Source organism: Tunturiibacter lichenicola (genome assembly GCF_051013355.1).
Taxonomy (GTDB): domain Bacteria; phylum Acidobacteriota; class Terriglobia; order Terriglobales; family Acidobacteriaceae; genus Edaphobacter; species Edaphobacter lichenicola_F.
Genome location: NZ_CP132945.1, coordinates 730,429 through 756,284, shown reverse-complemented (window position 1 = coordinate 756,284; position 25,856 = coordinate 730,429). Strand labels below are relative to the sequence as shown.

Annotated in this window: 16 protein-coding genes and 2 pseudogenes; 10 read left to right on the top strand and 8 right to left on the bottom strand. The window is 57.6% G+C overall.

All coding sequences use genetic code 11. From position 1 onward, the window contains the following. Positions 1 to 124: 124 nt before the first annotated feature. Together RBB82_RS25855 and RBB82_RS25850 are read left to right on the top strand one after the other, a co-directional pair. Positions 125 to 427, top strand: a pseudogene (locus RBB82_RS25855) (copper-transporting ATPase); the annotation flags it as partial. 886 nt (positions 428 to 1,313) lie between these two features. After that, a complete protein-coding gene (locus RBB82_RS25850; protein ID WP_433976000.1) occupies positions 1,314 to 2,210 on the top strand; it encodes an RluA family pseudouridine synthase in 897 nt (298 codons plus the stop codon). Between the two features lie 71 nt (positions 2,211 to 2,281). Here RBB82_RS25850 and hrpB read toward each other — a convergent pair whose 3' ends face one another. Further along, positions 2,282 to 4,603 carry an ATP-dependent helicase HrpB gene (gene hrpB / locus RBB82_RS25845; protein ID WP_433975999.1) on the bottom strand — a complete coding sequence of 774 codons (2,322 nt, stop codon included), beginning with the start codon at positions 4,601 to 4,603 and terminating at the stop codon, positions 2,282 to 2,284. A gap of 102 nt (positions 4,604 to 4,705) precedes the next feature. Between hrpB and RBB82_RS25840 the strand changes: the two genes are divergently transcribed. Continuing rightward, entirely contained in the window at positions 4,706 to 6,409 is a 1,704-nt protein-coding gene (locus RBB82_RS25840; RefSeq protein WP_433975998.1) for an amidase, read from the top strand. Between the two features lie 300 nt (positions 6,410 to 6,709). Here RBB82_RS25840 and RBB82_RS25835 read toward each other — a convergent pair whose 3' ends face one another. Further along, entirely contained in the window at positions 6,710 to 7,183 is a 474-nt protein-coding gene (locus RBB82_RS25835) for a nuclear transport factor 2 family protein (RefSeq protein ID WP_433975997.1), read from the bottom strand. Between the two features lie 287 nt (positions 7,184 to 7,470). On the opposite strand from RBB82_RS25835, the gene RBB82_RS25830 reads away from it, so the two are divergent. Continuing rightward, the gene (locus RBB82_RS25830; RefSeq protein ID WP_433975996.1) at positions 7,471 to 7,770 is read left to right on the top strand and encodes a hypothetical protein; all 300 of its coding nucleotides are present in this window, start codon (positions 7,471 to 7,473) and stop codon (positions 7,768 to 7,770) included. A 132-nt stretch (positions 7,771 to 7,902) separates the two neighbouring features. Further along, positions 7,903 to 11,397, top strand: a complete 3,495-nt coding sequence (locus tag RBB82_RS25825; RefSeq protein ID WP_433975995.1) for an FG-GAP-like repeat-containing protein — start codon at positions 7,903 to 7,905, stop codon at positions 11,395 to 11,397. 492 nt (positions 11,398 to 11,889) lie between these two features. Here RBB82_RS25825 and RBB82_RS25820 read toward each other — a convergent pair whose 3' ends face one another. From RBB82_RS25820 to RBB82_RS25810, 3 genes are read right to left on the bottom strand one after another with little or no spacing between them, the layout of a single operon-like run. Continuing rightward, positions 11,890 to 12,075, bottom strand: a complete 186-nt coding sequence (locus RBB82_RS25820; RefSeq protein ID WP_433975994.1) for a hypothetical protein — start codon at positions 12,073 to 12,075, stop codon at positions 11,890 to 11,892. A 28-nt stretch (positions 12,076 to 12,103) separates the two neighbouring features. Next, positions 12,104 to 13,672: a tannase/feruloyl esterase family alpha/beta hydrolase gene (locus RBB82_RS25815; protein ID WP_433975993.1), complete on the bottom strand. Its 1,569-nt coding sequence runs from the start codon at positions 13,670 to 13,672 to the stop codon at positions 12,104 to 12,106. 42 nt (positions 13,673 to 13,714) lie between these two features. Then, positions 13,715 to 14,281: a cupin domain-containing protein gene (locus tag RBB82_RS25810; protein WP_433975992.1), complete on the bottom strand. Its 567-nt coding sequence runs from the start codon at positions 14,279 to 14,281 to the stop codon at positions 13,715 to 13,717. A 288-nt stretch (positions 14,282 to 14,569) separates the two neighbouring features. Between RBB82_RS25810 and RBB82_RS25805 the strand changes: the two genes are divergently transcribed. After that, the gene (locus RBB82_RS25805) at positions 14,570 to 15,439 is read left to right on the top strand and encodes a helix-turn-helix domain-containing protein (RefSeq protein WP_433975991.1); all 870 of its coding nucleotides are present in this window, start codon (positions 14,570 to 14,572) and stop codon (positions 15,437 to 15,439) included. A 636-nt stretch (positions 15,440 to 16,075) separates the two neighbouring features. Here the strand turns inward: RBB82_RS25805 and RBB82_RS25800 are convergent. Continuing rightward, positions 16,076 to 17,212 carry a ScyD/ScyE family protein gene (locus tag RBB82_RS25800; protein ID WP_433975990.1) on the bottom strand — a complete coding sequence of 379 codons (1,137 nt, stop codon included), beginning with the start codon at positions 17,210 to 17,212 and terminating at the stop codon, positions 16,076 to 16,078. Between the two features lie 270 nt (positions 17,213 to 17,482). On the opposite strand from RBB82_RS25800, the gene RBB82_RS25795 reads away from it, so the two are divergent. Beyond that, the gene (locus RBB82_RS25795; RefSeq protein ID WP_433975989.1) at positions 17,483 to 19,366 is read left to right on the top strand and encodes a winged helix-turn-helix domain-containing protein; all 1,884 of its coding nucleotides are present in this window, start codon (positions 17,483 to 17,485) and stop codon (positions 19,364 to 19,366) included. 72 nt (positions 19,367 to 19,438) lie between these two features. Here RBB82_RS25795 and RBB82_RS25790 read toward each other — a convergent pair. Next, positions 19,439 to 19,741 (bottom strand): annotated as a pseudogene (locus RBB82_RS25790) (IS30 family transposase); the annotation flags it as partial. A gap of 332 nt (positions 19,742 to 20,073) precedes the next feature. On the opposite strand from RBB82_RS25790, the gene RBB82_RS25785 reads away from it, so the two are divergent. Continuing rightward, on the top strand, positions 20,074 to 22,098 hold the full coding sequence (locus RBB82_RS25785) for a glycosyl hydrolase family 28-related protein (RefSeq protein WP_433975988.1): 2,025 nt from the start codon (positions 20,074 to 20,076) through the stop codon (positions 22,096 to 22,098). A gap of 150 nt (positions 22,099 to 22,248) precedes the next feature. Here RBB82_RS25785 and RBB82_RS25780 read toward each other — a convergent pair whose 3' ends face one another. Next, positions 22,249 to 22,524, bottom strand: a complete 276-nt coding sequence (locus tag RBB82_RS25780; protein ID WP_433975987.1) for a hypothetical protein — start codon at positions 22,522 to 22,524, stop codon at positions 22,249 to 22,251. Positions 22,525 to 22,789: 265 nt separating this feature from the next. Between RBB82_RS25780 and RBB82_RS25775 the strand changes: the two genes are divergently transcribed. Together RBB82_RS25775 and RBB82_RS25770 are read left to right on the top strand one after the other, a co-directional pair. Beyond that, positions 22,790 to 24,076, top strand: coding sequence for a protein kinase domain-containing protein (locus RBB82_RS25775; protein ID WP_433975986.1), 1,287 nt, complete (start codon positions 22,790 to 22,792; stop codon positions 24,074 to 24,076). A 403-nt stretch (positions 24,077 to 24,479) separates the two neighbouring features. After that, the gene (locus RBB82_RS25770; RefSeq protein WP_433975985.1) at positions 24,480 to 25,478 is read left to right on the top strand and encodes a hypothetical protein; all 999 of its coding nucleotides are present in this window, start codon (positions 24,480 to 24,482) and stop codon (positions 25,476 to 25,478) included. Positions 25,479 to 25,856 lie beyond the last annotated feature (378 nt).

The following is a 25,856-nucleotide window of genomic DNA, read 5'->3' as shown; positions in this document are numbered from 1 at the left end:
AAGAGGTTGCGCTTGGAAGACTTAATAGCACTTGACCACTTCTACAAGGATCATCGGTGACCGCAATCACATACGACCGTCTGCAGGTGCCTCATCCTTATTACTGAGGTTCTCGATGACACCCGTAGGAATTGCGATGGGAACGGGAACAGATGTGGCGATGGAAACCGGCGGAATCACACTGGTCAAGGGCGACCTGCGCGGAATCGTCAAAGCACGTCGGTTGAGCCCGCGCACCATGAGCAACATTCGCCAGAATCTGTTTTTTGCCTGCATCTACAACGCACTTGGTGTGCCGCTAGCTGCCGGGGTCTTATATCCGGTATTCCACTTACTGCTGAACCCTATGATCGCGGCAGCGGCAATGAGCTTCAGCTCAGTTTCCGTCATTGCTAATGCTCTTAGACTACGAAGCATCAAACTGTGATCAACCCGAAGCGACTTACTCACTCCTTCATTCTTGAAGTGTGGATCGACCCCGATGGGTTCGACAGATTTGTTGATAACAGGTTTTTTGTAGCGTATGCACGATTTTTGAGCTCGCCAATACAAAAGCCAGCGGTCGCGTGGACCGCTGGCTTCCGTATTTTACGGCTCAAGCTTGAATTGCGGAGTGATCCCGAAACAAGTGAGTCAAATTGCTACTATTGTGTTTCGCTTCCCGCGTCCATTTCCTGTCCCTCATCGATCGGCCCCAGAGTTCCATTCACCATTTTGGGGCTTGAATCCTTGGTTCTTAGATCGACGTCGTTAGGATGGTCAGCGAAAGCCAGACCGACAGGCTGAGTAGTCCGAATAAAAGAATCATGGTCGCAGTCATGGCCGTATTGATGGTTGGTGGAGAGCACTCCACCGAAGATGATTCGACACAGGATCCGCTCGGGCTCCGGTCTCTAAACCCTGTCTCCGAGTGTTGCTTAAGCAACGGGCAGGATAATTTTGTCCTTGACACCATCCTCGCCCTTATTGACGAATACATTTGCGCAGACTTGTCTTCTCGACCAAACTTCCCCCTTGCAGTCGCGCGGCGGACCATACGTTGTAGGAAGTAATGCCCTCCGCGAAACCTATGAAACAACTCTGAAACTGTCGATGAGTGCATTGCGATTTGTCGCTCATTGAGACTGCGAACCGTAGGCTTCTGTATAAGAGAGGACAAGCACGTATTTCGTCCTGATCTAAAGGCATAGCTTCTGGATGGCTCGTGGTACGATCGGAATCCAGACGCGTTTAGAGCTCTTACTGCCTAAATCCAGTGCTGCTCGAAACCCAGCAGCTTCAGTCGCAGAAGCCATAGCTTAGACTCGACCTACATGCTCAACCGGGGATATGCCTACACGACAATCATTTGCAGCAGAGATCATGGACGAACCCTGCTCTCCTATCTGGCGAGTCTCTACCCACACTCAACCCCACAAGGCTGGCAACAAAACCTGGACGACCGCCAAGTCACCATCGACGACGTCACCGCCATCGGAATCGAATCGCTCATTTCAGGCCAAACTCTTGTCTGGAACCGGCCGCCGTGGATCGAGCCATACTCTCCTCAGCACTTCGAAGTCCTGTTTGATGACGCCCATCTGTTGGCCGTCAACAAACCTTGCGGTTTGCCCACCCTCCCCGGCGGCGGCTTCATGGAAAACACCCTCCTGCGCATGGTGCAAAAGCAAGACCCCAACGCAAACCCTGTCCACCGGCTGGGCCGAGCCACTACCGGCATCGTCCTCTTCGCCAAAACACCGCAGGCGGCCTCTAAACTATCCGCAGACTGGAACACACCACGAGTTCAAAAGATCTACCGCGCGCTGGCTCAAGGCATTGCACAGTGCAACGCCTACGAAATTCTCACACCCATCGGCCTTGTGCCGCACCCGCTCATCGGTTCCGTGTGGGCCGCCAGCCCAGGTGGCAAACCGTCAAAGTCCTTGGCGAAGGTGATCTCACGCACGACAAGCACCACAACATTCGAGGTAAGCCTACGTTCGGGTCGCCCTCATCAAATCAGAATCCATCTGGCATCCATCGGCTATCCCCTGGTAGGCGATCCGCTGTACGGCCCAACCGGCAAGCCTCTTGAAAGTCTCCCCGGCCTCCCGGGCGATGGAGGATATCTCCTGCACGCCCAGTTTTTGAAGTTCCACCACCCCATCACCGGAGAACAAATCAATCTTGAAGCAGCTGTGCCGTCCGGATTTTCATCGCATTTGTAAATTCACGACGGGAATCAAATCAGGGTGGCCGTTAAAACCTGCGCGCGAGCGGCGTTCGCTACCTCTTGCACTCAGGGCCGGTCGGGCCACTGGTGCCGGGGATAGCGCCGCATCAATTCCTTGCGTACCTGCGGATAAAGGCGCTCCCAGAAACCTGCGAGGTCGGTCGTGGTCTGGACCGCACGGTGATTCGGCGCGAGCAGGTGAGCGACCAGAGACGTTTTGTTCGGGCCGATCTTCGGGCTCTCTGTCATTCCGAAGAAATCCTGCAGGCGCGATGAGATCCACGGTGGCCTCTCCTGTTCGTAGTGAATCTTCGTCTGGCGGCCGCTCGCAAGGCGCACGCTGAGTGGGGCGAGATCGTTCAGCAGTTTCCCATTCACCTGCTGTTCGAGCAGAGCGATGAAGCCTTCCGCAGCGTTTTTCAGTTCGCCGAAGCTATGCAGCCCAAGGCACAACTCGCGCAGTGTCTGCGGAATATCGGGGGCGTCGAAGCCTGCGAACGCCAGTCGAGCCAGGTGTTGGTCGAGGAGTTCCTTCTCCACAAACTGATCGATGCCCACCTCGAGCGCTCTGCAGGCAAGCAGGTCTGCCGCAGACCCATCCGGTGCGGGGCCGCGCGACTCGTCGATCACGAGCTTGTCGTAGAGAAGCGCATTCACCTGCTCTACGCGCTCGTTGGTGCGGTTCCATACTACGGTCGAGCTCTCCTTCACGCGCTCGGGGAAGAGATCGAGCAGCCACGCCGGCTCGATGCGCGCGGTCATGCGGACCAGCGGCATCGGCTTCTCCTTGCGGTCCTCCACGTCGATGGCCATCATGAACTCGTAGCCGTGCGCCGCACCGGCAACCTCTGCAGTGACGCCGTTCGACAGCATGATCTGACTGCCGGATCTTCTGCACGCGACGCGGTCCGGAAAGCCCGCAAGAACGGAGAGCAATAGAGCGTCGTCATCATGGCGAGGCTTTCCCGATAGGCGCGCCGCTCGCAGCAGTTGCTCTGCGTGCTGTCGCTCGCGAGGACTTGGCGCGCGATCCAGCGCTTCGAGCAGGTCACTCTTCTCGTTTCGCTCGCCAAGGCTGAGTATCGCGGCGACGCGGCATCCATCTTCGCCGACTCCTCGATCGATTGCCGCAACGAGGATGCGTGAGAGTCGCGGTGAAAGAGGGTAGCGGCTCATGCGCTCGGCCATCTCGCCCTTCGCTCCAATCTGATCGAGCAGCGACTCCGCGAGCTCGACAGCCTCGGCAGGCGGAGCGTCGAGCCAGGCAACTTCATTGAAGTGCCCGGCCTTCATCACCCGCAACGTCAACAGAAGCTGTGAAAGATCGCTGCGCGCAATCTCCGGACTGTCCTGCTGTGGCCGCAGCAGGTAGTCCTCTTCCGGATAAAGCCGAAGCACCTCGCCAAGAGCAGTACGTCCCGCACGGCCCGCACGCTGCGTGGCGGAGGCCTTGCTGACCCGGCCTACCTGCAATGTCGGAAGACCTGTCCACGGAGAGTACGTTGCGATTCGCGCAAGGCCGCTGTCGATGACGGCGGTCACGCCTTCGACCGTGACCGAACTCTCAGCCACGTTCGTCGCCAGGATCAGCTTTCGTGTCAGACTCGACATCACTGCCTGGTCCTGTTCGGCGGGCGTGAGATCGCCGTGGAGCGGCAGCAGAAGCAGCCCTGCACTTCGCGCGGCGGACTCGCACTCACGCATGGTCTGCCGTATCTCCGCGATGCCAGGCAGAAACGCGAGCATATGGCCAGAGTGCTTCTCTCTCAACAGAAGTTCGACTGCCTTCCGCACCTGCACCTGCAGCGATTCCGGAGAGTAAGGCATGTGGCGGATCGACAGCGGAAACATGCGGCCTTCAGAACGGAGCACCGGACAATCGCCAAGGAAGCGGGCGATCGGCGCAGCGTCGAGCGTCGCCGACATCACGATGATGCTTAGCGCGGGCCGCGTCTGTTGAAGTCGTTTCAGCAGGGCGAGCGCAAGATCGCTGTCGAGATGGCGCTCGTGAAACTCGTCGAGGATGACCGCGTCCACGCCCTTCAGCGTTGGGTCGCTCATAAGCCGCCGCGTCAGGATGCCTTCGGTGACGAAGCGCAGTCGTGTGCGCGGCCCGGTCTTCTCCTCGAAGCGAACCTGGTAGCCGACAGTCTCACCGGCCTCTTCGCCAAGCTCCCACGCGACCCGGCGCGCGGAGAGGCGCGCTGCGATGCGACGCGGCTCTAAGACGATGACGTTGCCCTGCACCACATCGAGCACCGCAGGCGGAACGCGCGTCGTCTTGCCCGCGCCGGGCGGAGCTTCGATGACGAGATTCGGCGTCTGCCGCAGAGATTCGATCATCTCCGGCAGAATCGCATCCACCGGAAGTGCGGATTTGCGGCTCACTGTCTTGATCGAATCACGCTGGCTTCGGTGCCGTCAATCTGTACAAGCCGATGCGGCTCCCGTGTAGGCTATGGCTAACCATCCCTCAAGGAGTCACCACGCTTGCGTACAAGTCTGCAATCTGCACTTCTTCTCGCGCTCTTCGCAACTACTGTCTGCGGCTGCGGACAAACGGCGAAGTTGCCTGTCTCCGCCGATACCGATCTCCTCGAAGCCACCATCCCGCAGATCGAGGCGTTCTATCAGTCGCATCGCTACACCGTCACGCAGGTCACGCGCTGGTATCTTGCGCGCATTCATCGCTACAACGGTATCTATCGCGATATCGAAACCCTCGATGAACAGGGGGCACTTGCTGCGGCGGCACGGCTTGATCGCGAAGGGCCTGGCGCGCATCCCACGCCACTGTGGGGCATTCCGATGGTCATCAAAGCAAACACATCTATCGAAGGCCTCGTGACGACCGATGGATGGAAGGGTTACACCATCCCCGGCCATGAACTGATCGCTCCAAAGGATGCTCCCATCGTCGCCAGACTTCGCGCAGCGGGCGCGGTGCTCCTCGGCCATACCAACATGCCGGACTTCGCCGCCTCCGACACCAATCGCAGCTCTTCTTTCGGTCGAACGGGCAACGCTTACGATGTGCGCTTCTCGCCGGGAGGCTCATCGGGCGGAACGGTCACGGCCGTTACTTCGAACGAAGCTGTCCTCGGCAATGGAACCGATACGGGGAACTCGATCCGCATGCCCGCCGCGACCAGCTCTGTGGTGGGCGTCTTCCCAACGCGCGGCCTTGTCCCCATTGCGGGCATCGCTCCGCTCGATTGGCTGCTCGACAACACTGGGCCCATCGCCCGCAATGTGACCGACGCGGCAATCGCTCTCGGTGTGATGGCTGGGCCTGATCCCGCCGACCCGCGAACGACAGAGGCAGCCACCAAGGCCATGCCTGGGCCCTACACGCAATACCTGAAGAAGGACGCTCTGAAAGGCAAGCGCTTCGGCGTGCCGGCGTTCATCCTTGCGGGGGCGGGAATCCCGTTTCAGGGCGTCTGCCCCGAGTCCCCCGAGAAGTTTGCTGAAGACCGCCAGAATGCCGTTGTCCCTCTCGAGCCCGAGACCCGAGCCGCATTCCTCAAGTCGCTTGATGGTCTGCGCGCCGCCGGGGCCGAGATCGTCTTCTCTGACGACATCCTGCCGGACTCGTTCGCCGAGATCGCCGCACACACCTGCACTCTGCCCTACATCCAGCAAGGGACAGAGACGTTCCTAGCCAGCTACGGCCCCGCCGAGTATCACTCCTCCGAACAGTACGCCAAGGCCGTTGGTTCGTCACTGCCGGGCACGATCATCAACGGCATGAACGATGGCTCACGCAAAGACCGTACTCCCATCATCGAGACCACCCTCGAGACCGATCCCAACGCCGAGGCCACCTACTTCAGGCCACGCCGCGATGCCCTCTTTGCCTATAACGACGCCCTAACCCGATTTCATCTGGACGGCTTTGTTTATCCCGCGACCCAGATGCCTCCTCCGGATGAGACCATGCCGCAAAAGGGCGAGGCCGGCAATATCAGCGGAGGCCCGCACTCCGACACGTCGTGGGTCAACATCCTCGGCGTTCCCGCCATCGTAGTGCCTGGCGGCTTTTATCCCAGCGGCCTGCCTTTTGGATTGGAGATCTCCGCGCAGTCCTGGCATGACGGCGACCTGCTTGGCTACGCCTATGCGTACGAACAGCAGATCCACCATCGCAGGCCTCCGGTTCTGGTCGAGAAGGGACTTCTGACGGCGAGATGAAGAGCTTTCTGATTAGCCTTGCGCTTTCTTTGTGAGCGGCGGGTACTCAACTGTCGCCAACAGGGCAATGCGGTCACTGACAGGGTTCTGGGTGGTTGGTCGGCAAACAGCACACTACTCTCCAGCGCCTGACTCCGACCACGTCCTGTGGACTCGGAAACGCCTCACTCAGAGCGGGCGTCCCAATTGGACGTACTGATTCAGTAACCAGAAAATCAATGGCTAAGCCTTTCTGCGTCTCGACTGGTAAAAGCCCCAACCGATCATGCCAATGCAGAACAAAAGTCAGGCGTTCTCTAGCTACTCACATTTCACGCGATTATCGTGCGAGGCGATGATCTGCCATGTACCGCCGCGCTTCAGCCACGTGTCAGTCCAAATTTGGCACACCTTTATGTTTGGCTGGGACTTGTCTTTGCCGACAGCATGTTCGCTGCCGTATACAACGGCAAGACTGTCTCCGAAGAAACGCACTTTAGCCTCATCAAGGCCGCACTCACGAGCGGTGCGTGGACCTTTCTCGTCCTTCAGTTCATCTGCTTTTTTGAAGCGCGCACCTTTCGTTGAAGTGCCTTGGAAGTCGTCGGCAAGCAGACCAGCGACGACACCGTTATCAACACATACACCCTCAGCCCACTTGCGCTCCATCTCGATGATGTATTTCGCGGTTTTATCATCCGCCGAAGACCAGTGACTCTGCTGTGCGTACGCCGGAACAAGCAACAACGTCGCCGCGATTGCCACCGCGAAGACTCGTAAATGCATTTCTAGCATGGCGGAATCCTACACTACGCTCCGATGGTGACGCGCTATAACTGCGCGTTCGGTTATTTCGGTTGGTTTGTTTGAATGATAAGTCATCGAGGAGCACGTGGTGTTGCATCGGCTGAACTCAGCGGTGAAGCTGATTCAGAGAACGACCACGGAGACTCCTCGATGACGACTATGAACTATATCGGATTGGACGTTCACAAGAAGACGATCAGCTACTGCGTGAAGGACGTGAGTGGCCGGATACGGCAGGAAGGCAAGGTCGGGTCAACCCGACGCGAGCTGGATTGTTGGATGAAGACTGTGCCCAGCCGTGGACCGTTGCGATGGAGGCGACGATCTTTAGTGGCTGGATCTACGATCACCTGCTGCCGCATGCCACCCAGATCAAGGTGGCACATCCATTGATGCTGCGCGCGATCGCTGCAGCCAAGAAGAAGAACGACCAGATGGCAAAGACCAGCCACAATCTCAATTCAAGCCCTCAACTCCGCAAGGGATCTGTAACGGATGTCCCCGGTCCAATTTGTAACGGACGTCCCGGTACACGCAGGATCGACAGGGCAGGGAACAAAGTGAAGATGCGCTAGATAGCAATCGGCAATCTTCTTCAGCTAAACAAAAAGCATCAATCTTGAATAAATCCCGTGCTATATTGGTGCCCTCCCCAGACAGTTCAGTCCATCGAATGCGCGTTCCGCATTCTAGAGGTGTCTATTGCTATGTTGAAACTTTCCAGGTTCGCCGCCTTACTCGCTCTCCTCGCCTTCACCCTCACAACTGTCGTCTTTGGCTACCGCACCGTAGCCCAGACAACAAGTGCTCGCCCTCACCAGAGATCTGGTCAAAAGAGTGCCTCTATTTCACCTCACCTCACCGGAACCGACGGCTCCCAAACCGGTGTCGCGAAGTTTCAAGGCAACTCCACCGTCATCACCGCTCCCTCCGGCCAGGTGCTCGCGCTCCTGCGACAGACAAACTGCTCCCTCCTCTTTCTCACCGGCACCTATAACAACGGATCGAGCTTCACTTACACCTCAACCGGGATGACGCCAAACTATGAGCGCACCCTCCACACCGAAGCGGGCCTTACCACCACCGCCGACTCTGTCCCCGCAGGCTGTGTCGACCCAACCCGCGGCATTGGCTCCCGTCCGGCCGTCTACGTCGGCAAAACATCATCTGGGGTCAACGTCTACGCCGGCGTCTTCTACAACGTCATAACGCAGGCTGAATCCCTCTACGTTCTCACCGGCACTACCAGCTTCAACGTCAGCGTCCTCAGCTTCTCCCGCGCCGGCCTCCTCGCCACCGCAGATCTCAACGGCGACGGCAACGGCGACCTCATCGTCGTCAACGGCAACAATATCGCCGGCACTGCCCAGGTCTACGTCATGCTCGGCAACGCAGACGGCACCTTCGGCACCGCGACCCCATACACCGTCCCCGGCGGCAACTCTCTCACCGCTGTGGTCGACGACTTTAACGGCGACGGCAAGCTCGACATCGTCACTACCTCCGACAACGGCCAGGTCTCTCTCCTCACCGGCAATGGCGACGGCACCTTCAATACCGCCCAGTCCTTCACCGCGCCAACCCCCGTCTATCCTGGATCCACCGCAACCCCCAGCGCTACCATCTTGAATCTCGTCAGTGCCGATCTCCGCGGCACCGGTCATAAAGACCTCCTCGCATCAAACGGCCTCGTCCTCCTCAACGACGGCGCCGGTAACTTTACCGCTGCCTCCAGCGCCGCATTTCCTCCTGTCACCTCGCCTCCCCAGGGCGGCCCGTACCTCGCTACCGGCGACATCAACCGCGACGGCAAACTCGACCTCGTCGTCAGCACTGGCAGCGGCCTCCTCACCTACACCGGCAAAGGCGATGGCACCTTCTCCCCCGGCCTAGGCTACGTCACCATCAACTCCGATGGCTTCATCACCGTCACCGATCTCGACGGCGACGGCAATCCCGACATCTACGTCGGCGACGCCAACGGTGGCCTCTTCCGAGGCGACAGCGCCGACACCAACATCGCCTACGCCCTTATGGGCAACGGCGACGGCACCTTCTCAGGCGCGCCCGAAATCGCCGGCAACTACACCGGCAACAATCTCGGCGACGTCAACAACGACGGCCAGCAGGACATCATCGTCCCCGTCGGCAGCAGTTACATCGTGCAGCTTGGCACACCCAAAGGCACCTTCAACACCGCCTCCATCATCCCCCCGCCACCTGCGACCATCACAGCACCCAATCCCGTCGGCGGCTCCCCCGTCACTATCGTCACCAGCCCCGCAACTACCGGTAGCACCTTCGCTGTCGGCGACCTCAATGGCGATGGCAAAGCCGATCTCGTCTATCTCGTTTACAACCTCAACGAGATCAATCCCATCACCAACAATCAGCAGGGCTACACCGGCATCTTCTATTTTGTCTCACTCAGCAATGGCGACGGCACCTTCCAGGCCCCAGTCCCGTACGTCCTCCCCCAGATCGCAGCAACGAACGGCTACGACATCACCCTCACCGCAGACAGCATCCACATCGGTGACTTCAACCACGACGGCAAAGCCGATCTCATCTTCAACTTCACCGATCTCACAGGCCCCAACAGTACTTACCTTCAGGGATTCATCGTCCTGCCCGGAAACGGCGACGGCACCTTCGGGGCTCCCATCATCACCTACACCTACAACAGCACAGCCGCTCCCTCTGCCGCTACCGGCAGCATCCCCAACATCGCCAATGTCGTAGATCTCAACGGCGACGGCAACCTCGACCTCATCGCCTTTAATGGCAGCTTCGCCGTCACCAATGGCGTTGGCGTTACCACCGCAAATCTCCAGATCTATCTCGGCAAAGGCGACGGCACCTTCGCCACCACTCCCATTACACCAATCACCTCCGCCAAACTCGCCTCTGCGACGACCGCCGACTTCAACGGGGATGGCAAACTCGATCTCGCCTGTCTCGGCGAGGACGCCAATACGCAAGGTCAACTCTTCATCGCGCTGGGCAAAGGCGACGGCACCTTCGCTGCACCCACGACCCTTCTTCTCAACGGCGGCGACGTCGTACCCGAATCCGGGCTCGCCGCAGCAGACTTTGATGGCGACGGAAAAATCGACCTCGCCTATCTCGACTCCGAATCCTTCTCCGGCATCTTCTACGGCAAAGGCGACGGCACCTTCACCTCCGTTCCCATCGACAACGGCCAAGTCTCACCGAAAGATCTCGTCAACCTCTTCATCGGAAGCTCCGTTGGAACTATCGCCCTTGACCTCAACAAGGATGGCCATCCCGACATCATCAACGGCAACGCAATCTTGCTCAGCCTCTACGGCAGCGCCACCACAACTCCGCCGCCGTCCACGCTCACTGCCACCACCACCGCACTCACCTCATCCGCCAGCTCCATCGTCGCCGGCGGCAGCCTTACATTAACCGCGACCATTACCGGCGCTTCAGGCAGCACAGGAACACCAACCGGCACCGTCAACTTCGTCGACGGCACCACCTCACTCGGCAGTCCAACTCTCACCGCCGGCACCGCCTCCGTCACCACTACCGCGCTAGCCGCCGGTAGCCACAGCATCACCGCCGTCTACTCCGGAGACTCCGCCTTCGGTACCTCAACCTCCAGCGGTCTAACTATCTCCGTCACCGCACCGCCTGTAACTCCTGCCTTCTCCATCACTCTAACGAATGCCACCGCGACCGTAGCTCGCGGCTCCAACGTCACTGACACCGTCACCATCACCCCAACCGGAGGCTTCAATCAGGCAGTCACTCTCACCTGCACCGGCGCGCCCACTAACTCCACCTGCACACTTTCGCCAACATCGGTTACACCCAACGGCACCGCCGCCATTACTTCCACCCTTACCCTCACCGCCGACACACCAATCGCCTCACTCTCCCCCACGCGTCACGACTTCGAAGTAGCCGTCATACTTCCGTTGGGACTTCTCAGCACTGCCGCTATCTTCACCCTCGGACGTCGCCGCAAGATCAGCTGGCCCTTACAACTCCTCGCCCTTGCCACCCTCTCCACGCTGTTAGCCGCGGCCGGATGCGGAGGCCACCACACCACAACAACCACAACGCCCCCCGCAACGACCAACACCCCAACCCCCGGCACCTATCCCTTAACCGTCACCGCCACCAGTGGAACCACAAACCACTCCGCTACCTACACCGTCACGATCCAATAACCGCCGCGTCCTTACTGCCGTTGCAAACCTGCAACGGCAATGGCAACACGCCAATATCGCACAAATTTTATTCAGACTCCGGGTGCTGAGACCGCGAAAGCGCATTTCCGTCCGAACTGCGAGATCCAGAGACCAGACAGGTCAGTGGGCCTTTACACGCTCCGCATTGTTCGATTACCTCAGCGCCAAGGTTTCGACCGTGACCGCCCCTGAAGATGTCTCACTAATGTTACGTCGAAATAAACGAAGGGCTTCGATTGAATCGAACCAATGTATATTGGGCAGGTTCCCTCTTGGAGCGTGGTCTTCACAAGCAGCAGTAAGACGCCCCTGATTGCCACCGGGGGGCGCTCGGCTCGTCGTTGCATCGACCGGTTGAGCCTGCCTGACTTTGCGGGAACTACAGGGTTACTTCCGGTTTGCCCGTAATCCGCCCAGAACTCAGAAATCTGCAAGTCTTGTGTCCGCACGGTTCGGTGAGTGAGTTGGCGATTATGCGCTCACGGAGAACTCCGGCGATTCGGCAGTTTGAAAATGGCTGGCGCAATCGGGATTATTGGTACCGATCGGCTTGGTGAGGTTTTCAGATTGCTCTTCTTGTTCGTCCCGTGCGAGGGCGGCTAATGCTTCAAGCTCCGTGAATTTGACCGCGGTCGCCACTATTGAACGAATAAGCACTCCTCGACAACGAAAGCCTTAGGCGTTTTCATTCCGTCATACATGCAAAGCTGGTGGCATCGTCCGTACTGCCCGTCCCTTTGTACTTTGCGATCAGCGGATAAGCGCATAGTGGACGAGTCCTGTCCGGTCCATGTGGTCCGGACGGCCCATCCGGCCAATGAGCAGCAATGGTCAATTCTGGTGGCTTACCATACTCCACCCAATCCGACAGCGCAGTTGTCAAATCAAAGTGGGATGGTCCCGCGCCCCCGGCGCAGTGATCCATGCCTGGTGCCATGAACAGGCGAACCGAACTCTTCGCTCCCGGTCCGTTCGAACGAATCACACTCTTGTAGTATTCGATCGTATTGCGAGGAGCAATCAGTGGATCGGTCCATCCGTGATACAGAATCAGCTTTCCACCGTGAGAAAAAAAATCCTTAAGATTTGGATCGGTTGCTGTGAGCAGACCATCATCCAGCTTGTCAGCCAGAGTGATGTCACTATCGAAGTTCAGCTTGCCTGCGCTCCATGATGCATCTTTGAAGACAAGGTACCGGAAGTGCGACGCCACGATCGGCGGGTCCTCTCCACTGCCGTACATCCACCACCCCAGTTCGCTCCCCGGCTCGAGCCCGGGAAATATCTGCTCTCCGGTCCGAGGGTTCTTCGGTCCTGCATAGATCTTTTTCGCAGTCTCTATCTCCGGCCCAGTCAGACAACTCGAGGTTGCTACGCCTTTACACCGCAAAGTATCCGGGTCGAACCGGCACTTCTGCGGATTCTCAATCACTCCATCGCTCACTCCATCTCGCGAATCGCACACATCGAGTGCAGCCTTATGCAAGACCTGCATCTTCTCCTTGGAGAGCACCTGGGTGTCTCCGTTGTGGTTGGCCTGCCATATCCACATTCCGCTCGCCACCAGGTGCACCCAGGAACTCGCCGGAGCCCCAGCGATGATACCGTCATAGTCGCTGGGAAACCGTTGCGCCTCTTTCAACCCTTGCTTGCCGCCGGAAGAACATCCCTGCCAGTACGAAAACTTCGGTGCGTCTCCGTAGAAGGCAGCTGTGATAGCCTTCGCCTTCACGGTCATCTCATGAACTGCGCGATATGCGAAGTCCACCACCTTTTCCGGATGTCCCAAGGCAAAGCTGGCATCTTTGAAAGAGCCTTCGTGCCCCGTATCTGTAGATGCAGTCGCGTAATTGTCTCGCAGTGCTGCTCCCATAAAGGGATACCAGATCTCCCCCGACCAGCCCCCATTGCCCACGCCCATAAACTTGCCGTTCCATCCGCTCGCAGGCATCCAGACTTCGAATCTGATTCGCGAATCCGGTGTCGGTCTTATCTCCGCGGCCACACGACAGAAAGGTGGCAGATTTGTCAACGGAGGGCCTGGTGCCTCGATCACTCCGGGCTTGTACGTCTCTGCCGTTTCGGATTTGGCAAGGGTAATCGTGGTGTCTGGAAGAACAAGATGGCTGAGACTCTCGCACGTCGCTGCGTGGGCCACGGGCGCCGCTAAGATGATCGAGGACAACACAACAGCAAGGAATCGTAGCGATATCCTTCGAACGAGAAGCACGGAACCGGGCAGGTTTAACTGCATGGTCTTCACCTCCGAGGTTTCAGATTAGTCAAAACATTTGAATTAAGTGGCCAGGGGGAGGAGGGGGAGGAGCGGCGGCCCCAGCATCTCCATCCCATACTTGGTCATGATCTGTTCCATCTGTGCGAGGCTGACTTTGTCCATCATGCCCTTCACAAATGCGTCGAAGAAGTTTTCAAAGCCACCTGGCTGACACATAAGAATTACCCTGCCCTCGGTTGTACTCGTGTTCGCCCAGACGTGCGGAATATCCCGTGGTGCCCAAATACTCCCCCCAACGGGCAACGCATATTTCACATCGCCCACTTCAAACAGGAACTCACCTGCCAGAACGTAATACCATTCGTCCTCACGGTGGTGGATATGTCTCGGAGGTCCCGTCTGAGGGCGGGCAACCAACTCAAACAAAGAACACGTACCGGCGCTGTCCTCGTTGGTAACCTTGCAGGCCGCGCCGCTTCGTAATTCGGGAACAGTATAGGCGAAACGGTTCTCGCCCGGCTTTGTGACAACAACTTTGCGGTGTGTCACCGGCTGTGCCGGCAGAAAGGTTGTGATCGAAGCGATACCAAAGGCCTGGAGCGCAGTACGACGGTTCAGAATCGGCATTTTAGTCACCTTCAAGAAGTGCTCTGAAGTACATTCACGGAGGGACTCTTTGCGAATCAGTCTATGATTCGTCGCTGCGGCCCTGGGGCTAACATGGTTACCTCGGTCCGCGCGCGCCTTTATGAGTTCCTCTTTTCTCTCGTTTCTGTACCCAATATCGACCCAACCGAAAGAACTCGCCTAGTACAAACGCGACACGCTGCATAATGGAGTCGAGACAGAATTTGCGAATTGGACTCCCAAGACCACGACTTGACGACTCATGGCAGGAAAAAGGATGGGTGGAGCATGCGCACGATTCAGACGGCAACGCCCCGGCCTGAACTCAAAGAGTTCGTGCTCTCCTACGCTCAACGGGAGATAGAGTGTGACGGCGCTGGCTTCGAGCAACCCAATATAGCGTCGCTCGAGCATATCCTATCATTTGATTTTTGCGATCAAACGCTCATGAACTTTTCAAATGGTCAAAGTGTTTTTCTGCCTCGAATCAACGTCGTCGGGTTGCAGACTTTACCATCTGGCTGTGCCCGTTTCAGCGGTCGGTTCTTTGCTTTCGGAATCTTCCTCAAACCTCTCGCTTCATGGCAACTCTTCCGCATTCCACCCGGGCATCTCGCGAATAAAAACATTGATGGCGCGGATTTCCTCGGAAAAGGAATGCAATCTCTATGGTTGGCGCTCGCAGAGAGTAAAGCTTTCGCAGAACGGGTGCGGGTGGCCGAAGAGTATCTTCTGCCTTTCGCAATCAACTCAATCGCTCGTACTTCGATCATGAAGAGCGCTCAGCACCTGTTACATCTCAAAGGCACGATCAGTATCGACGAACTGGCAAATCACACAGCCCTGAGCGTCCGACAGTATGAACGTCGATTCATAGACGAAATGGGCCTGTCTCCCAAACTCTTCGCTCGAATCACGCGATTTCAAATGGCGCTTGATGCAAAGCGCATTTCACCGGGCCGCACGTGGTTGAGTGTCGCCCATGAATTTGGTTACTTCGACCAGATGCACATGATCCGAGACTTCAAGAATCTCGGCGGCGGCGCTCCAAGTCAGTTATCCGAGCAGATCGGGGATCTCAGGCCGTGGTCCCTTGCATCGCCCATGGCTCTCTGCGATCTCTCGGAGCTTCCCCAATGGGTGCGTGTTCGCAAATGACCTTCGATGATTAAAACTAGATAGTCCCAATAGCAGAGACAAGCTGCTCGTACTCCGTCATTCGTACTGATAGATCGGCTAACTGCCGCCGATGTCTTCTCCGCAGAACCAGACTGATGTCAATTGTTGAGAACAAGGCGATGCGCTCATTGAGCCGGAATCTTGGGGGTTCTCTCTGTCCTGGGTGGTTGGTCGGCAACCATTCCGTTACGCGCCCGAACGGACAACGACGGGGTAAGGTGCGGGTTGCCCGTCAACCGTCCAGAACGCCGGGTTCTTCAGAGACTCAATGAGTGCATTGGCGACTTTCCAATCACCGAGACGCACTATTGACCTCCGAGTTGCCGACAGACCGCATGGAACCGACCGTTTCGCTCCTCGAGAGCGCCACCAACCGCACACCAACCGCACAAGCAATTCCGTACAGCCGACGAGGGGCAGATTCCAGAGTGAGCAGGTTCCCTACGTCTCCACTAATTCAAAGTTGTCGACGAGCATCATCTCTGCCGCGCGCCCTGTAGATATTAGTCCCTTGGGGAGCGCTTCGAAGCAGAGCTCGACGTAGTACGTCGTACTAGGATATCCGCATGTTTGCATAAACCAAGAGCTGCGACATTCTCTATAAGTGCGGCGTCCTCACCGGACATTGAACCGGAGTATCTGCCCGACCGGCGCATCTGCCGCACCCCAGTTCGAAATATAAAGTGCTCCGTCTGGACTAAAGGTCATTCCGGTCGGCACGGACAGGCCCGTGATCACATCCTCGGCCATGCCGTGGCCACGCACGCGCACGACCTTGCCGGCACCCGGCGTGGGAAGTCCCGGCGCCGCCGATAGCTCGAGCACATACAAGGCGCCATCCGGCCCCCAGGCCATGCTTACAACAGTGGTGAGTCCGGGCGACGATGTGCCTGTAACATTCATCGGCTCCGGTAGCCACGGATCGATCGACCCCAATAGCCAATCAATGAACCTGGGCTTCAGGGTCATGAGGATGGACGAGTCGGGCGTGATCGGAAAGTTCCCGAGGTTCCCCACAATAAAGCCGTCCTCGCTCTCGACCGCCGCGGTAGGAACGATATGCCCTTCGGCTTTCGAGATATCAGTGACCATTTCCACCTGGCCGGTCGGTGTCACGGACCAGATCTGTCCGTGGTTTGACTCCACCGTATAAAGCTTTCCATGGTCGGCGAGCATGCTGTAAAAGACACCATCCGCCTCAAAGTCCGGAGCCATAACCGCGGAGGGATGTGCCGCGACCGCCTCGCTCAAGTTCGCAAGCATCGTCCAGTGGCCCGTCTTCGCGTCCACTTTCGCCACCATGTTAGGCAGCGTCGATCCGTGCGAACACCCTCCGCCCGCCGTGACGGCATATAGCTCGCCGTCCAGAAAGGCTATGTCCGCTAGGCCGTTCACATCGGGCCTCTTGCTCAGCCCCGAGGGAAATCCCGTCGCCACAGTTGTCATATTTCCGCGCTTGTCCACCTTCACGATGCTCGCCGTGTTGCCATTCGTATACGGTCCTCCAACGGCTACCGCAACCTGCAGTTGTGGGCATATCTCTACCGTGCTGTTCGTTCCGCCCGGCCCCGAGAGAGCAACATACAGGTCTCCGTCCGGCCCGAACTTTATTCCCCGCGGTCCGAACAACCCCTGCGCAACTGCTGTCGCACCTGCCGGCACCGGCGGGAGTTGCGCATTCACGTCACAAACACCGCCTACGCACATACCGAACACTGCGCAGAACATTCCAAAGATTCGATTCCTGCTCATCGTCTTTCCTCCCGTTTTGCTACATTCTGTTAGTGCTCCGCCGTCGTAACGGAACCCTTACGAAACTGCGTTTTCAATCACTGATGAATCTCCAGCAAACCAGTGGACCCGTAGCCAAATGAGCAGACCTTAGTGGGCCCGTTAGCGCAAGGAAGCCGAGGTAAAGACGAGGTGAATTTTTTCTGAACCGCTAACTTCCGTAACTTGAATGCTATTGCTCCAATAGTTGCCTTCGGCGGTATACTTCGCAGCGAAGAGGTCTCCGCTAATATGGCTGCCGGTACCTTCGAGTTCGGCGAGTTCGAGCTGAACTGCGAGCGCTACGAGCTGCGCCGCAAAGGCATTCCTTTGCGACTCGAGCGCCAACCCATGGAGCTTCTCATCCTCCTCGCATCATCCGACGGCCACCTTGTCACCCGCGACGAGATCGCCCAACTCCTCTGGCCTTCCGAAGTCTTCGTTGACACCGGACATGGCATCAACACTGCCATCCGCAAGATTCGCCACGCTCTCCGCGAAGACCCCGAGAGCCCGCGCTTCCTCCAGACCATCACAGGCAAGGGCTACCGTTTCATTGGCGTCACGCCCAAACCCGAACCAATACCCTTGCCCGGAGAAACCGCCCAGCCTGAGCCTCTCATTCCCCAACCGGTCGTACCCACTCACGCCCCGGCATGGCTACACCGTCTCTGGGTTTGGGTCTCTGTTTCGGCCGTTATCCTCATCCTCATCAGGATTGCCACCTTCGGAGCCCGTAGCGTTCGTGGACACACCAAGCCGCAGCCCATCACCTCCATTGCCGTTCTCCCCCTCGCCAATCTCTCCGGCGATCCTAATGAGGAGTACTTCGCCGACGGCATGACCGACGAACTGACGACTATGCTCGCCAAGGATTCCACCCTCCGGATCGTTTCCCGCACCTCCGCCATGCAATTCAAAGATGCGCACCGTTCGCTGCCGGAAATCGCCCGTGCCCTCGACGTTGATGCGATCCTGGAAGGCTCAATCTCGCGCTCCAGCGGAAAGGTGCATATGACCCTGCAACTTGTCAGCGGTGAAACGGATAATCATCTATGGGCCGAAAGCTACGACCGCGACACTAACGATGTCGCTGTGCTGCCCGACAATGCTGCAAGAGCCATCGCCGTTCGCTTGAACAGTTCAACGCCGCCGCACGCCAACGCAAACTACATCAACCCGGAAGCTCACGAAGCCTACTTGCGTGGCCACTATTCTTGGGTCGTCGGACGAAATGAAGATGCCGGCAGGTATTACCGGCAGGCAGTCCAGATTCAGCCCGACTACGCCCTTGGTTGGACCGGGCTTGCCGATTATTACGCAATGAAGGCTATCAGCGGTGAAGTAGAGCCCCTCCAGGCATTGCAGCAGGCGGAAGCCGCGGCTCGGAAAGCAGTCGAACTCGATGACAGTGTCGCACGAGCCCATACAGCGCTTGGGGGCATGATCTTTTTCAACCATGGTGATGACGTACAGGCACTCAATGAGCTTACCCGGGCCACAGAATTGGATTCTCATGATGGCGAGGCATTCCACCTGCACGCGAGGATTCTCTGCGCACTGGGCCGCTACGACGAAGCTATCGCCGTGCAGAAACAGTCCACAGCGATCAATCCCTTCGAGCATCCCGGGGCGATGGCGGAGATATACGCGTGCACCCGCCAGTTTGATGCTGCGATCAGCGATGGCGAGATGCGCCTGAAAGATTTTCCTGCGGCTCCCGATATCCTCCTCTTCCTCGCCGACAGTTATCACTGGAAAGGTAGGGACAAAGAGGCCGTTGAAATGCTCGCCCGCCAGATTTCAGCTGAAGGAGATGTCCCCCAGTCGGCCGCTGTTCGTCGTGCATTCGAGACCGGCGGATACCCTGCTGTGGTTCGCTGCCAGTTGGCTGCAGTTGAAAAGAGGGCGCGAACCGGGAGAGTTTCTACTTTCGCGCTTGCAGACCTGCACGGGAAGCTCGGCGAGCACGATGAGACGCTTGCCTTGCTTCAGCAAGGTGTAAATGAACGCGATCCACGACTGCTGCTCCTGACTCAATCGGATCCCGCCTTCGACTTTCTTCATGCCGACCTGCGCTATCGCTCCCTAATCCAGAAGATAGGCTTGCCACCGATGTACTTAGACAGCAATTAACTTGGACGCGCTGTCCTTGCCAGCCTCATCTCGAGCAAGTAGCTTACGTAGCTGCCGTAAAACGGTGCCAGCTCAACCGGTCGATGCAACACCGGCCTGGAGTTTACTTGCAGGAGTTTCAAAGCCCAATGTTTTCGCGGGCGTTGATTAAGCGCAGCACTACTTGTCGAGATCGGATTGAGAATAGCCGGACAAGTCGGTTTTTTAGGCAGGTACCGTCGCAGCAGCGCGTTCGTGTTTTAGTTGGTCGCCGCGCTGCCAAGGGCTCTGCGGATCACCGCAGTAGACTTTCACATTCGTGACCAACGTGAAGCTCTTGTGTTTGGCCGTCTCCAGCCCTCGGTCCCGCGTCAACGAGCGCCGCAGGGACACGGGAGCTTACGACGTGCCGGCTCAGCGCTATGCGATTGGAAATATTTTTCTTGACGTTAGGGCGGCTTGCCCTTATGATCCGGCAGTCATCGAAACATAACTTTGTTGCCTTACAGAGTGCGTGCCCTGGCAGTCTGATTTGTAGTCAGCATTTCTCCTCGTGTGCGATGCGCTGAGCATATTTCTTGCAGTGTTAAGGGTAAGCATGTTTTGGTCTTGTTCGCGGCCCGCAAAGGACTGGGGAATCAAGAAAAGCATGTGACTCGAGGTAGCCTGCTCGGTGGGTCCAACCGTCCTCTTTGTGTGCCAAAAGAAAAAGCTAATCAGGAGGCATCATGAAATTTCAGGGATTCCTGAGTCGCACGTCTCGCTTTGTCCTGTGCCTAACCGCATCGTATGCTCTCCCCCTCTACGCAGCTCACCACGGCGACACCGCTTCGGTAACGCGCGCGGCCCTGAACCCGTCGCTGGTCAACGACCGTGGGGCGAACACTAACTTTGTTGAGCAGGAGGCTGAGAATGCCGTGACCAACGGCACGATCATTGGCCCCGACCGAACCGCATACACGCTTCCCGCCGAAGCGTCGGGTCGCGCGGCGGTCAAGCTGCTCCCCGGACAATATGTCGAGTTCACCCTGCCCGAAGCGGCCAATGCCATTACGGTGCGTTATAGCATCCCGGATTCGCCAACCGGTGGAGGTATTACGGCACCGCTCGCGGTCTCAGTGAACGGCCGTTTCCTTGACACCATGACGCTGACCTCTCAGTACTCATGGCTCTATAACCAGTATCCGTTCTCCAATGATCCGAACGCCGGCCTGTTGTTTCCCGATCAATACATTACTGAGTGTGCCTGCGTACCGTCGCAGACCACGCCGCCGCCGGTCATCCCCATACCGTTCCGACCGAACCACTTCTACGACGAACAGCGTTTGTTGCTGGGTCACAGATATCAAGCGGGCGAGAAGATCCGCCTCACCGCTCCGGCCGGGAGCAATGCCGCCTGGACAGTCATTGACTTGCTTGACTCCGAGCTGGTTGGCCCCCCGCAGCACCGCGACGAGCCTGCCGTGAACGTCGAACGTTTCGGTGCCGATCCGACCGGGCGGCGCGATTCGGCGGACGCGTTTGACGCAGCGATCGCATTCGCGAAGGCGTGGCACCTCGGGGTCTACTTGCCGCCCGGAACCTTCCAGGTGAACCGCCATATTCTCGTTGACAACGTCACGATCGAAGGTGCCGGCAGCTGGTACACGATCGTCAAGGGACACCAGGTGACCCTGAGTAGTCCTTTGCCTGATGGTTCGGTGCATACAGGCGTCGGTTTTTACGGCAAGTACGTTGCTGACGGTGGCAGCTCGAACGTCCATCTCTCGGGCTTTGCCATCGAGGGTGATGTCCGCGAGCGCATTGATAGCGACCAGGTAAATGGCATAGGCGGAGCGTTGAGCCATTCGACGATCGAAGGGCTTTACATCCATCACACGAAGGTGGGCATGTGGCTCGATGGCCCAATGTCGAACCTAAAAATCCGCAACAATATCATCGCGGACCAGATCGCCGATGGGATCAACTTCCACACTGGCGTCACCAACTCGGTGGTGGCGAATAACTTTATTCGCAACACCGGGGACGACGCCCTGGCGATGTGGTCGGATAAGGTTGCGGATGCCAACAACACCTTCGATCACAATACGGTGCAGACACCGGTGTTGGCCAACGGCATCGCCCTGTACGGTGGCACGGACAACACCATTTCGAATAACCTGGTGGCCGATCCGATCCGTGAAGGCAGCGGATTACAGGTTGGTTCCCGGTTTGGGGCTCAGCCGTTCACCGGAAGCTTATGGATCACGAACAACACTACGGTTCGGTCTGGCCCGTATGAACTGAACTGGAACATCGGGTTGGGTGCCATCTGGATCTACGCGTTAGAGGGAAGTATTAACGCGGACATTGAGGTGGTTGGCAACAGCTTTCTGGACAACACCTACAACGCGATCATGCTGGTCAGCGATTTCTCTGTAAAAGACCTGTACACGATCACGAACGTGCATTTTAAGGATGACCGGGTTGACGGGACAGGCACGTCGGTGGTGAGCGCGCGGGTGGCCGGTTCGGCGTCCTTCGAGAACGTGGATGCCCGCAATGTTGGCGCCGTTGGCGTCAATAACTGCGGTTCGTTCCACTTCACTCCGGCCGGGTCGGAGTTCACGCTGATCGATCTCGGCAGCAACGATGGCGGCGGTACTACCGGACCCTGGCTGGCCCCGTGGGAACTGCCCAATACGATTACTTGCGACGACCGTCCACCGGTTGTTCCACCACCTCCACCTTCTCCCTGGGTTACGCCCATGTAGTAGGGGGTCCGAGTAGCAATTGGACGGAAAACCGGGGTAAGCCACGGCGATAATTACGACAATCCACGGATTCAGTCTCATTGTAGTGAGGATCGAGCGACCCATAGCCGAATCAGGAAAAGTGATCCTACAGAGAGCCACAAGGTCGGGCTACTCCGGCGAATCGGTGTGAAGAATGCCGAGCTTCTGTGCCTCATTCTGGCTAATTTCTAGGGACGACGCATGGCCGTTATGGACTTCGTCCAAAGCTTCTCTCGACCGGTCAATTTTTACGCCGGCAGCCTCGAAAGCGGTTGCCATTGCTCCTTCGCTGGCAAAGCTACGTGTCAGTCCGCTAAAGCCCTCCAGGTTGGCTTGAACGGGGCATGAAGCGATCCATGGACCGTCTGGAGATTCGTGACGCAAATGGAGAGAGAATGTATGCATAAATCCTCCTGATTACTGTCATTATGATGCGTCGGAACCGAGAGGAGAATACGCAACGATCAGTAATCTCAAATTGGTGTAGGCGTGGCTGCGATGCGACCCTTTGGCTACCAATGCTTAGTCTTTTTGGTGAACCCAAAGCTGTGTCGATCAAGGAGAGCCGTCCGCCGACTGTATCGGAATCCGCTTCGTCGGGACACGCAGCAACGCCGAAAAGCCTCCGCATCTCATCTGGGCCTGACGATATAATCCACGTCCACAGATTATGGCCTTGACCTCGGGCACCAAACTCGGCCCGTACGAAATCCTCGCACCGGTCGGTGCTGGTGGAATGGGAGAGGTCTATCGCGCTCGGGACACGCGCCTTGGACGGGACGTCGCCGTCAAAATTCTTTCAACTCACCTCTCTTCCGATCCTGATCTGAAACAACGCTTTGAGCGCGAAGCGCGAGCCGTCTCTTTGCTCACACATCCCAATATTTGTTGCCTGTACGACATCGGCTCTCAGGACGGGACCGATTTCATCGTCATGGAGTATTTGGAGGGTGAAACCCTCGCTGTTCGATTGAGTGCTGGCCCTCTCCCCTTGCCGCTGTCCCTGAAGATAGGCGCGGAGATCGCCGATGCTCTCGACAAAGCTCACCGCGAGGGCATCATCCATCGTGATTTGAAGCCTGGCAACATCATGCTCACCAAATCTGGCGCAAAGCTGATGGACTTCGGTCTGGCCAAGACTTTCACCTCAACGTTACGTGGCGTCACTCCAGCCCCGATCGCCTCACAGGATACCCCGACGATGAGCGCGGCCACTCTAACCTTGCCCTACGCCCCCTCCACTGAGCACGGCGCAATCGTGGGAACGCTCCTTTATATGGCTCCGGAGTCGCTTCAAGGCCGACCAGCAGACTTCCGAAGTGACATCTTCAGCTTTGGCTGCGTACTGTACGAGATGATATCGGGCAGGCGAGCATTTACGGGCGAATCAAGACTCAGTATCGTGGCTGCCATTCTGGAAAAAGACCCGCAGCCCATGGCCAGTTTGCAGCCTCTCACTCCGCCAGCGCTCGAACATGTGGTGCTTCGTTGTCTGATGAAAGACCCTGAGGAGCGCTGGCAGAGCGCGCGAGATTTATCGAGAGAGCTGAAGTGGATCTCCGCAGGAGTGGGCCTCACAAGAGCGCCTGAATCCACGCCGCGTCATCGGGGAAGATTGGGGGAGCGACTTGCGTGGGCGGTGGCGGCTCTGTGTATCGCCCTGTTGACCTGGTTAGGCTTCATGCATTGGCGCGGCACACAATCGGCGGAGAGTCGGCATCTTCACCTTTCCTTACTTCCGCCGCCCTCCACTTCGTTCGTTCCCTACAACTTCGCTATCTCGCCTGACGGCCGGCGACTTGCTTTCGTGGCTGCGGCACAGGATGGCGGCACCGCTTTGTGGATCCGCTCTCTGGCCGCTGGAGCTGCGCAGCAATTGACCGGCACGGAAGGCGCCTTGTTTCCTTTCTGGTCACCGGATAGTCGTCAAGTGGGCTTCTTCCAGGGTCCAAACTGAAGAGTGTTGATCCGAGCGCTGGCGCCGTCCAGATCCTATGCGACGCACCCGGTGGGGCCGGCGGGGCATGGAACAATCGGGGCACGATCATCTTCGCTGGATTTCAGGGGGGCAACACGCCGAGTTCCTCCACCGTCGGCCTTTTTAAGGTATCGGCCTTGGGTGGCGAACCGCAGCGAGTCACCATGGGTAACGCGCCGAGCGCTGCGATATTTTGGCCCTCCGTTCTTCCGGACGGAGACCACTTTATCTATTTCATTTTCGGGAGCTCTAACTCCCCACAGAAGCAGGGAATCTACGTCGGTTCTCTAAGTACGCAGGAAGCAAACTGATCTCTTCCGAGATGGTCGGCAATACTCAGTTCGCATCTTCGCGCCTCTTCTACGTCCGTGACCGCAGCCTCATGGCGCAGCCGTTCGATCTCAAACGGCTGCAGACAACGGGTCCGCCGGAAGCTGTCTCGCGACAGGAACTGCAACAGTCACCGGCCTTTTCCCGCGCGGGATTCTCCATTTCGGACGACGGAGTGGTGGTCTTCCAATCAGCGACCGAAAGCGATTCCAGTCTGTCCTGGTTTGACCGTTCCGGTAAAGAGCTGGAAGAACTATCCAGAACCGGCTATCGCGATCCTGCTCTCTCCCGCGATGGCGCTCTGCTCGCAGTCTCCTCCGACGAGGATCACAACGGCAAGCACTACATCCATATTTACGATTTCGCCAGGGGCACGAGCACCCGCGTCTCAGATGGAGGGACAGAAGTATTTCCGGTTCTCTCGCCTGACGGCAAAAGGGTGGCATATGTAGGAAATAATGCCAAGACTTCTCAATACATCGACGTTGCGGCTACCGATGGTTCGGGCAAACCGGAGCGACTCGTGGCGTCCGATTATCTGATTCCCAACGACTGGTCAGCGGACGGGCGTTTTCTCGTCTACATGAATTTTCGGGGTAGTGCGCCGGAACTGGACGTTCTTGACCTCCTTAACCATTCGCAGACAGCCTACGCACCGGGTTCGGAAGCCCAATTTTCTCCCAATGGGAAATGGATTGCCTTCACCGGATTTGGGTCGTCCGCCGGAGAGGATCCTGATGTGTATGTAGGCCGTTTCCCTGGCCCAGGTAGACGCATCCAGATATCCAATCATGGCGGCGCACAACCGCGCTGGCGTGCGGATGGAAAAGAACTTTTCTATATTGCCATAGACAAAAAGCTTATGGCGGTATCGATCGACACCTCGCATGACGAGCCGGTGGCAGGCGTTCCCCACGTCCTTTTCCAGACGCGAATCATCGCACCGCGTATCGTACTGTTCCAATATGCCGTCTCCCCCGATGGCAAGCGCTTCCTGATCAACTCGATGCCATCGGTCGGAGCCGCTCCCTTGACGGTACTGGTGAAGTGACTTCGAATCCCTGTCCATCGCTTTCGCTTTTGAACGGCCACGGTTGGCGATTTCGCGAGCTTCGAATCTGGCCTTGTACAGCCTCGGCTCCCTGTTCTCGCCAATTGACACAGTTTCCGGATTGCCCGTGATTCGCCAGGAACCATGTGTTGGACCCAAAAAACCTTCCTACATGCCGACTTGCGAGGACGCCGCGTGCCCTAAAACTTCCCCTCGCTAACCTGCGTAAACACCTTCGACGCCCTGACGTGCTGAATGCTCCGGTTCTACGAATCTTTCTTTCCCGTGGTCTGAAGGTACCTTTCTGGCGAGAGCTCCAAAGGCTGTTCTCGCAGCCTACTTGTCGCCTGAAGGACTTGTTGCTTTCTTGGCTTGTCT

Bases quoted from the DNA above. Each gene is read 5' to 3' on its own strand.
- RBB82_RS25785 (WP_433975988.1), top strand. From the start codon at position 20,074: ATGAAATTTCAGGGATTCCTGAGTCGCACGTCTCGCTTTGTCCTGTGC.
- RBB82_RS25795 (WP_433975989.1), top strand. From the start codon at position 17,483: ATGGCTGCCGGTACCTTCGAGTTCGGCGAGTTCGAGCTGAACTGCGAG.
- RBB82_RS25775 (WP_433975986.1), top strand. From the start codon at position 22,790: ATGGCCTTGACCTCGGGCACCAAACTCGGCCCGTACGAAATCCTCGCA.
- RBB82_RS25805 (WP_433975991.1), top strand. From the start codon at position 14,570: ATGCGCACGATTCAGACGGCAACGCCCCGGCCTGAACTCAAAGAGTTC.
- RBB82_RS25770 (WP_433975985.1), top strand. From the start codon at position 24,480: ATGGCGCAGCCGTTCGATCTCAAACGGCTGCAGACAACGGGTCCGCCG.
- RBB82_RS25780 (WP_433975987.1), bottom strand. From the start codon at position 22,524: ATGCATACATTCTCTCTCCATTTGCGTCACGAATCTCCAGACGGTCCA.
- RBB82_RS25800 (WP_433975990.1), bottom strand. From the start codon at position 17,212: ATGAGCAGGAATCGAATCTTTGGAATGTTCTGCGCAGTGTTCGGTATG.
- RBB82_RS25815 (WP_433975993.1), bottom strand. From the start codon at position 13,672: ATGCAGTTAAACCTGCCCGGTTCCGTGCTTCTCGTTCGAAGGATATCG.
- RBB82_RS25825 (WP_433975995.1), top strand. From the start codon at position 7,903: ATGTTGAAACTTTCCAGGTTCGCCGCCTTACTCGCTCTCCTCGCCTTC.
- RBB82_RS25835 (WP_433975997.1), bottom strand. From the start codon at position 7,183: ATGCTAGAAATGCATTTACGAGTCTTCGCGGTGGCAATCGCGGCGACG.
- RBB82_RS25810 (WP_433975992.1), bottom strand. From the start codon at position 14,281: ATGCCGATTCTGAACCGTCGTACTGCGCTCCAGGCCTTTGGTATCGCT.
- RBB82_RS25850 (WP_433976000.1), top strand. From the start codon at position 1,314: ATGCTCAACCGGGGATATGCCTACACGACAATCATTTGCAGCAGAGAT.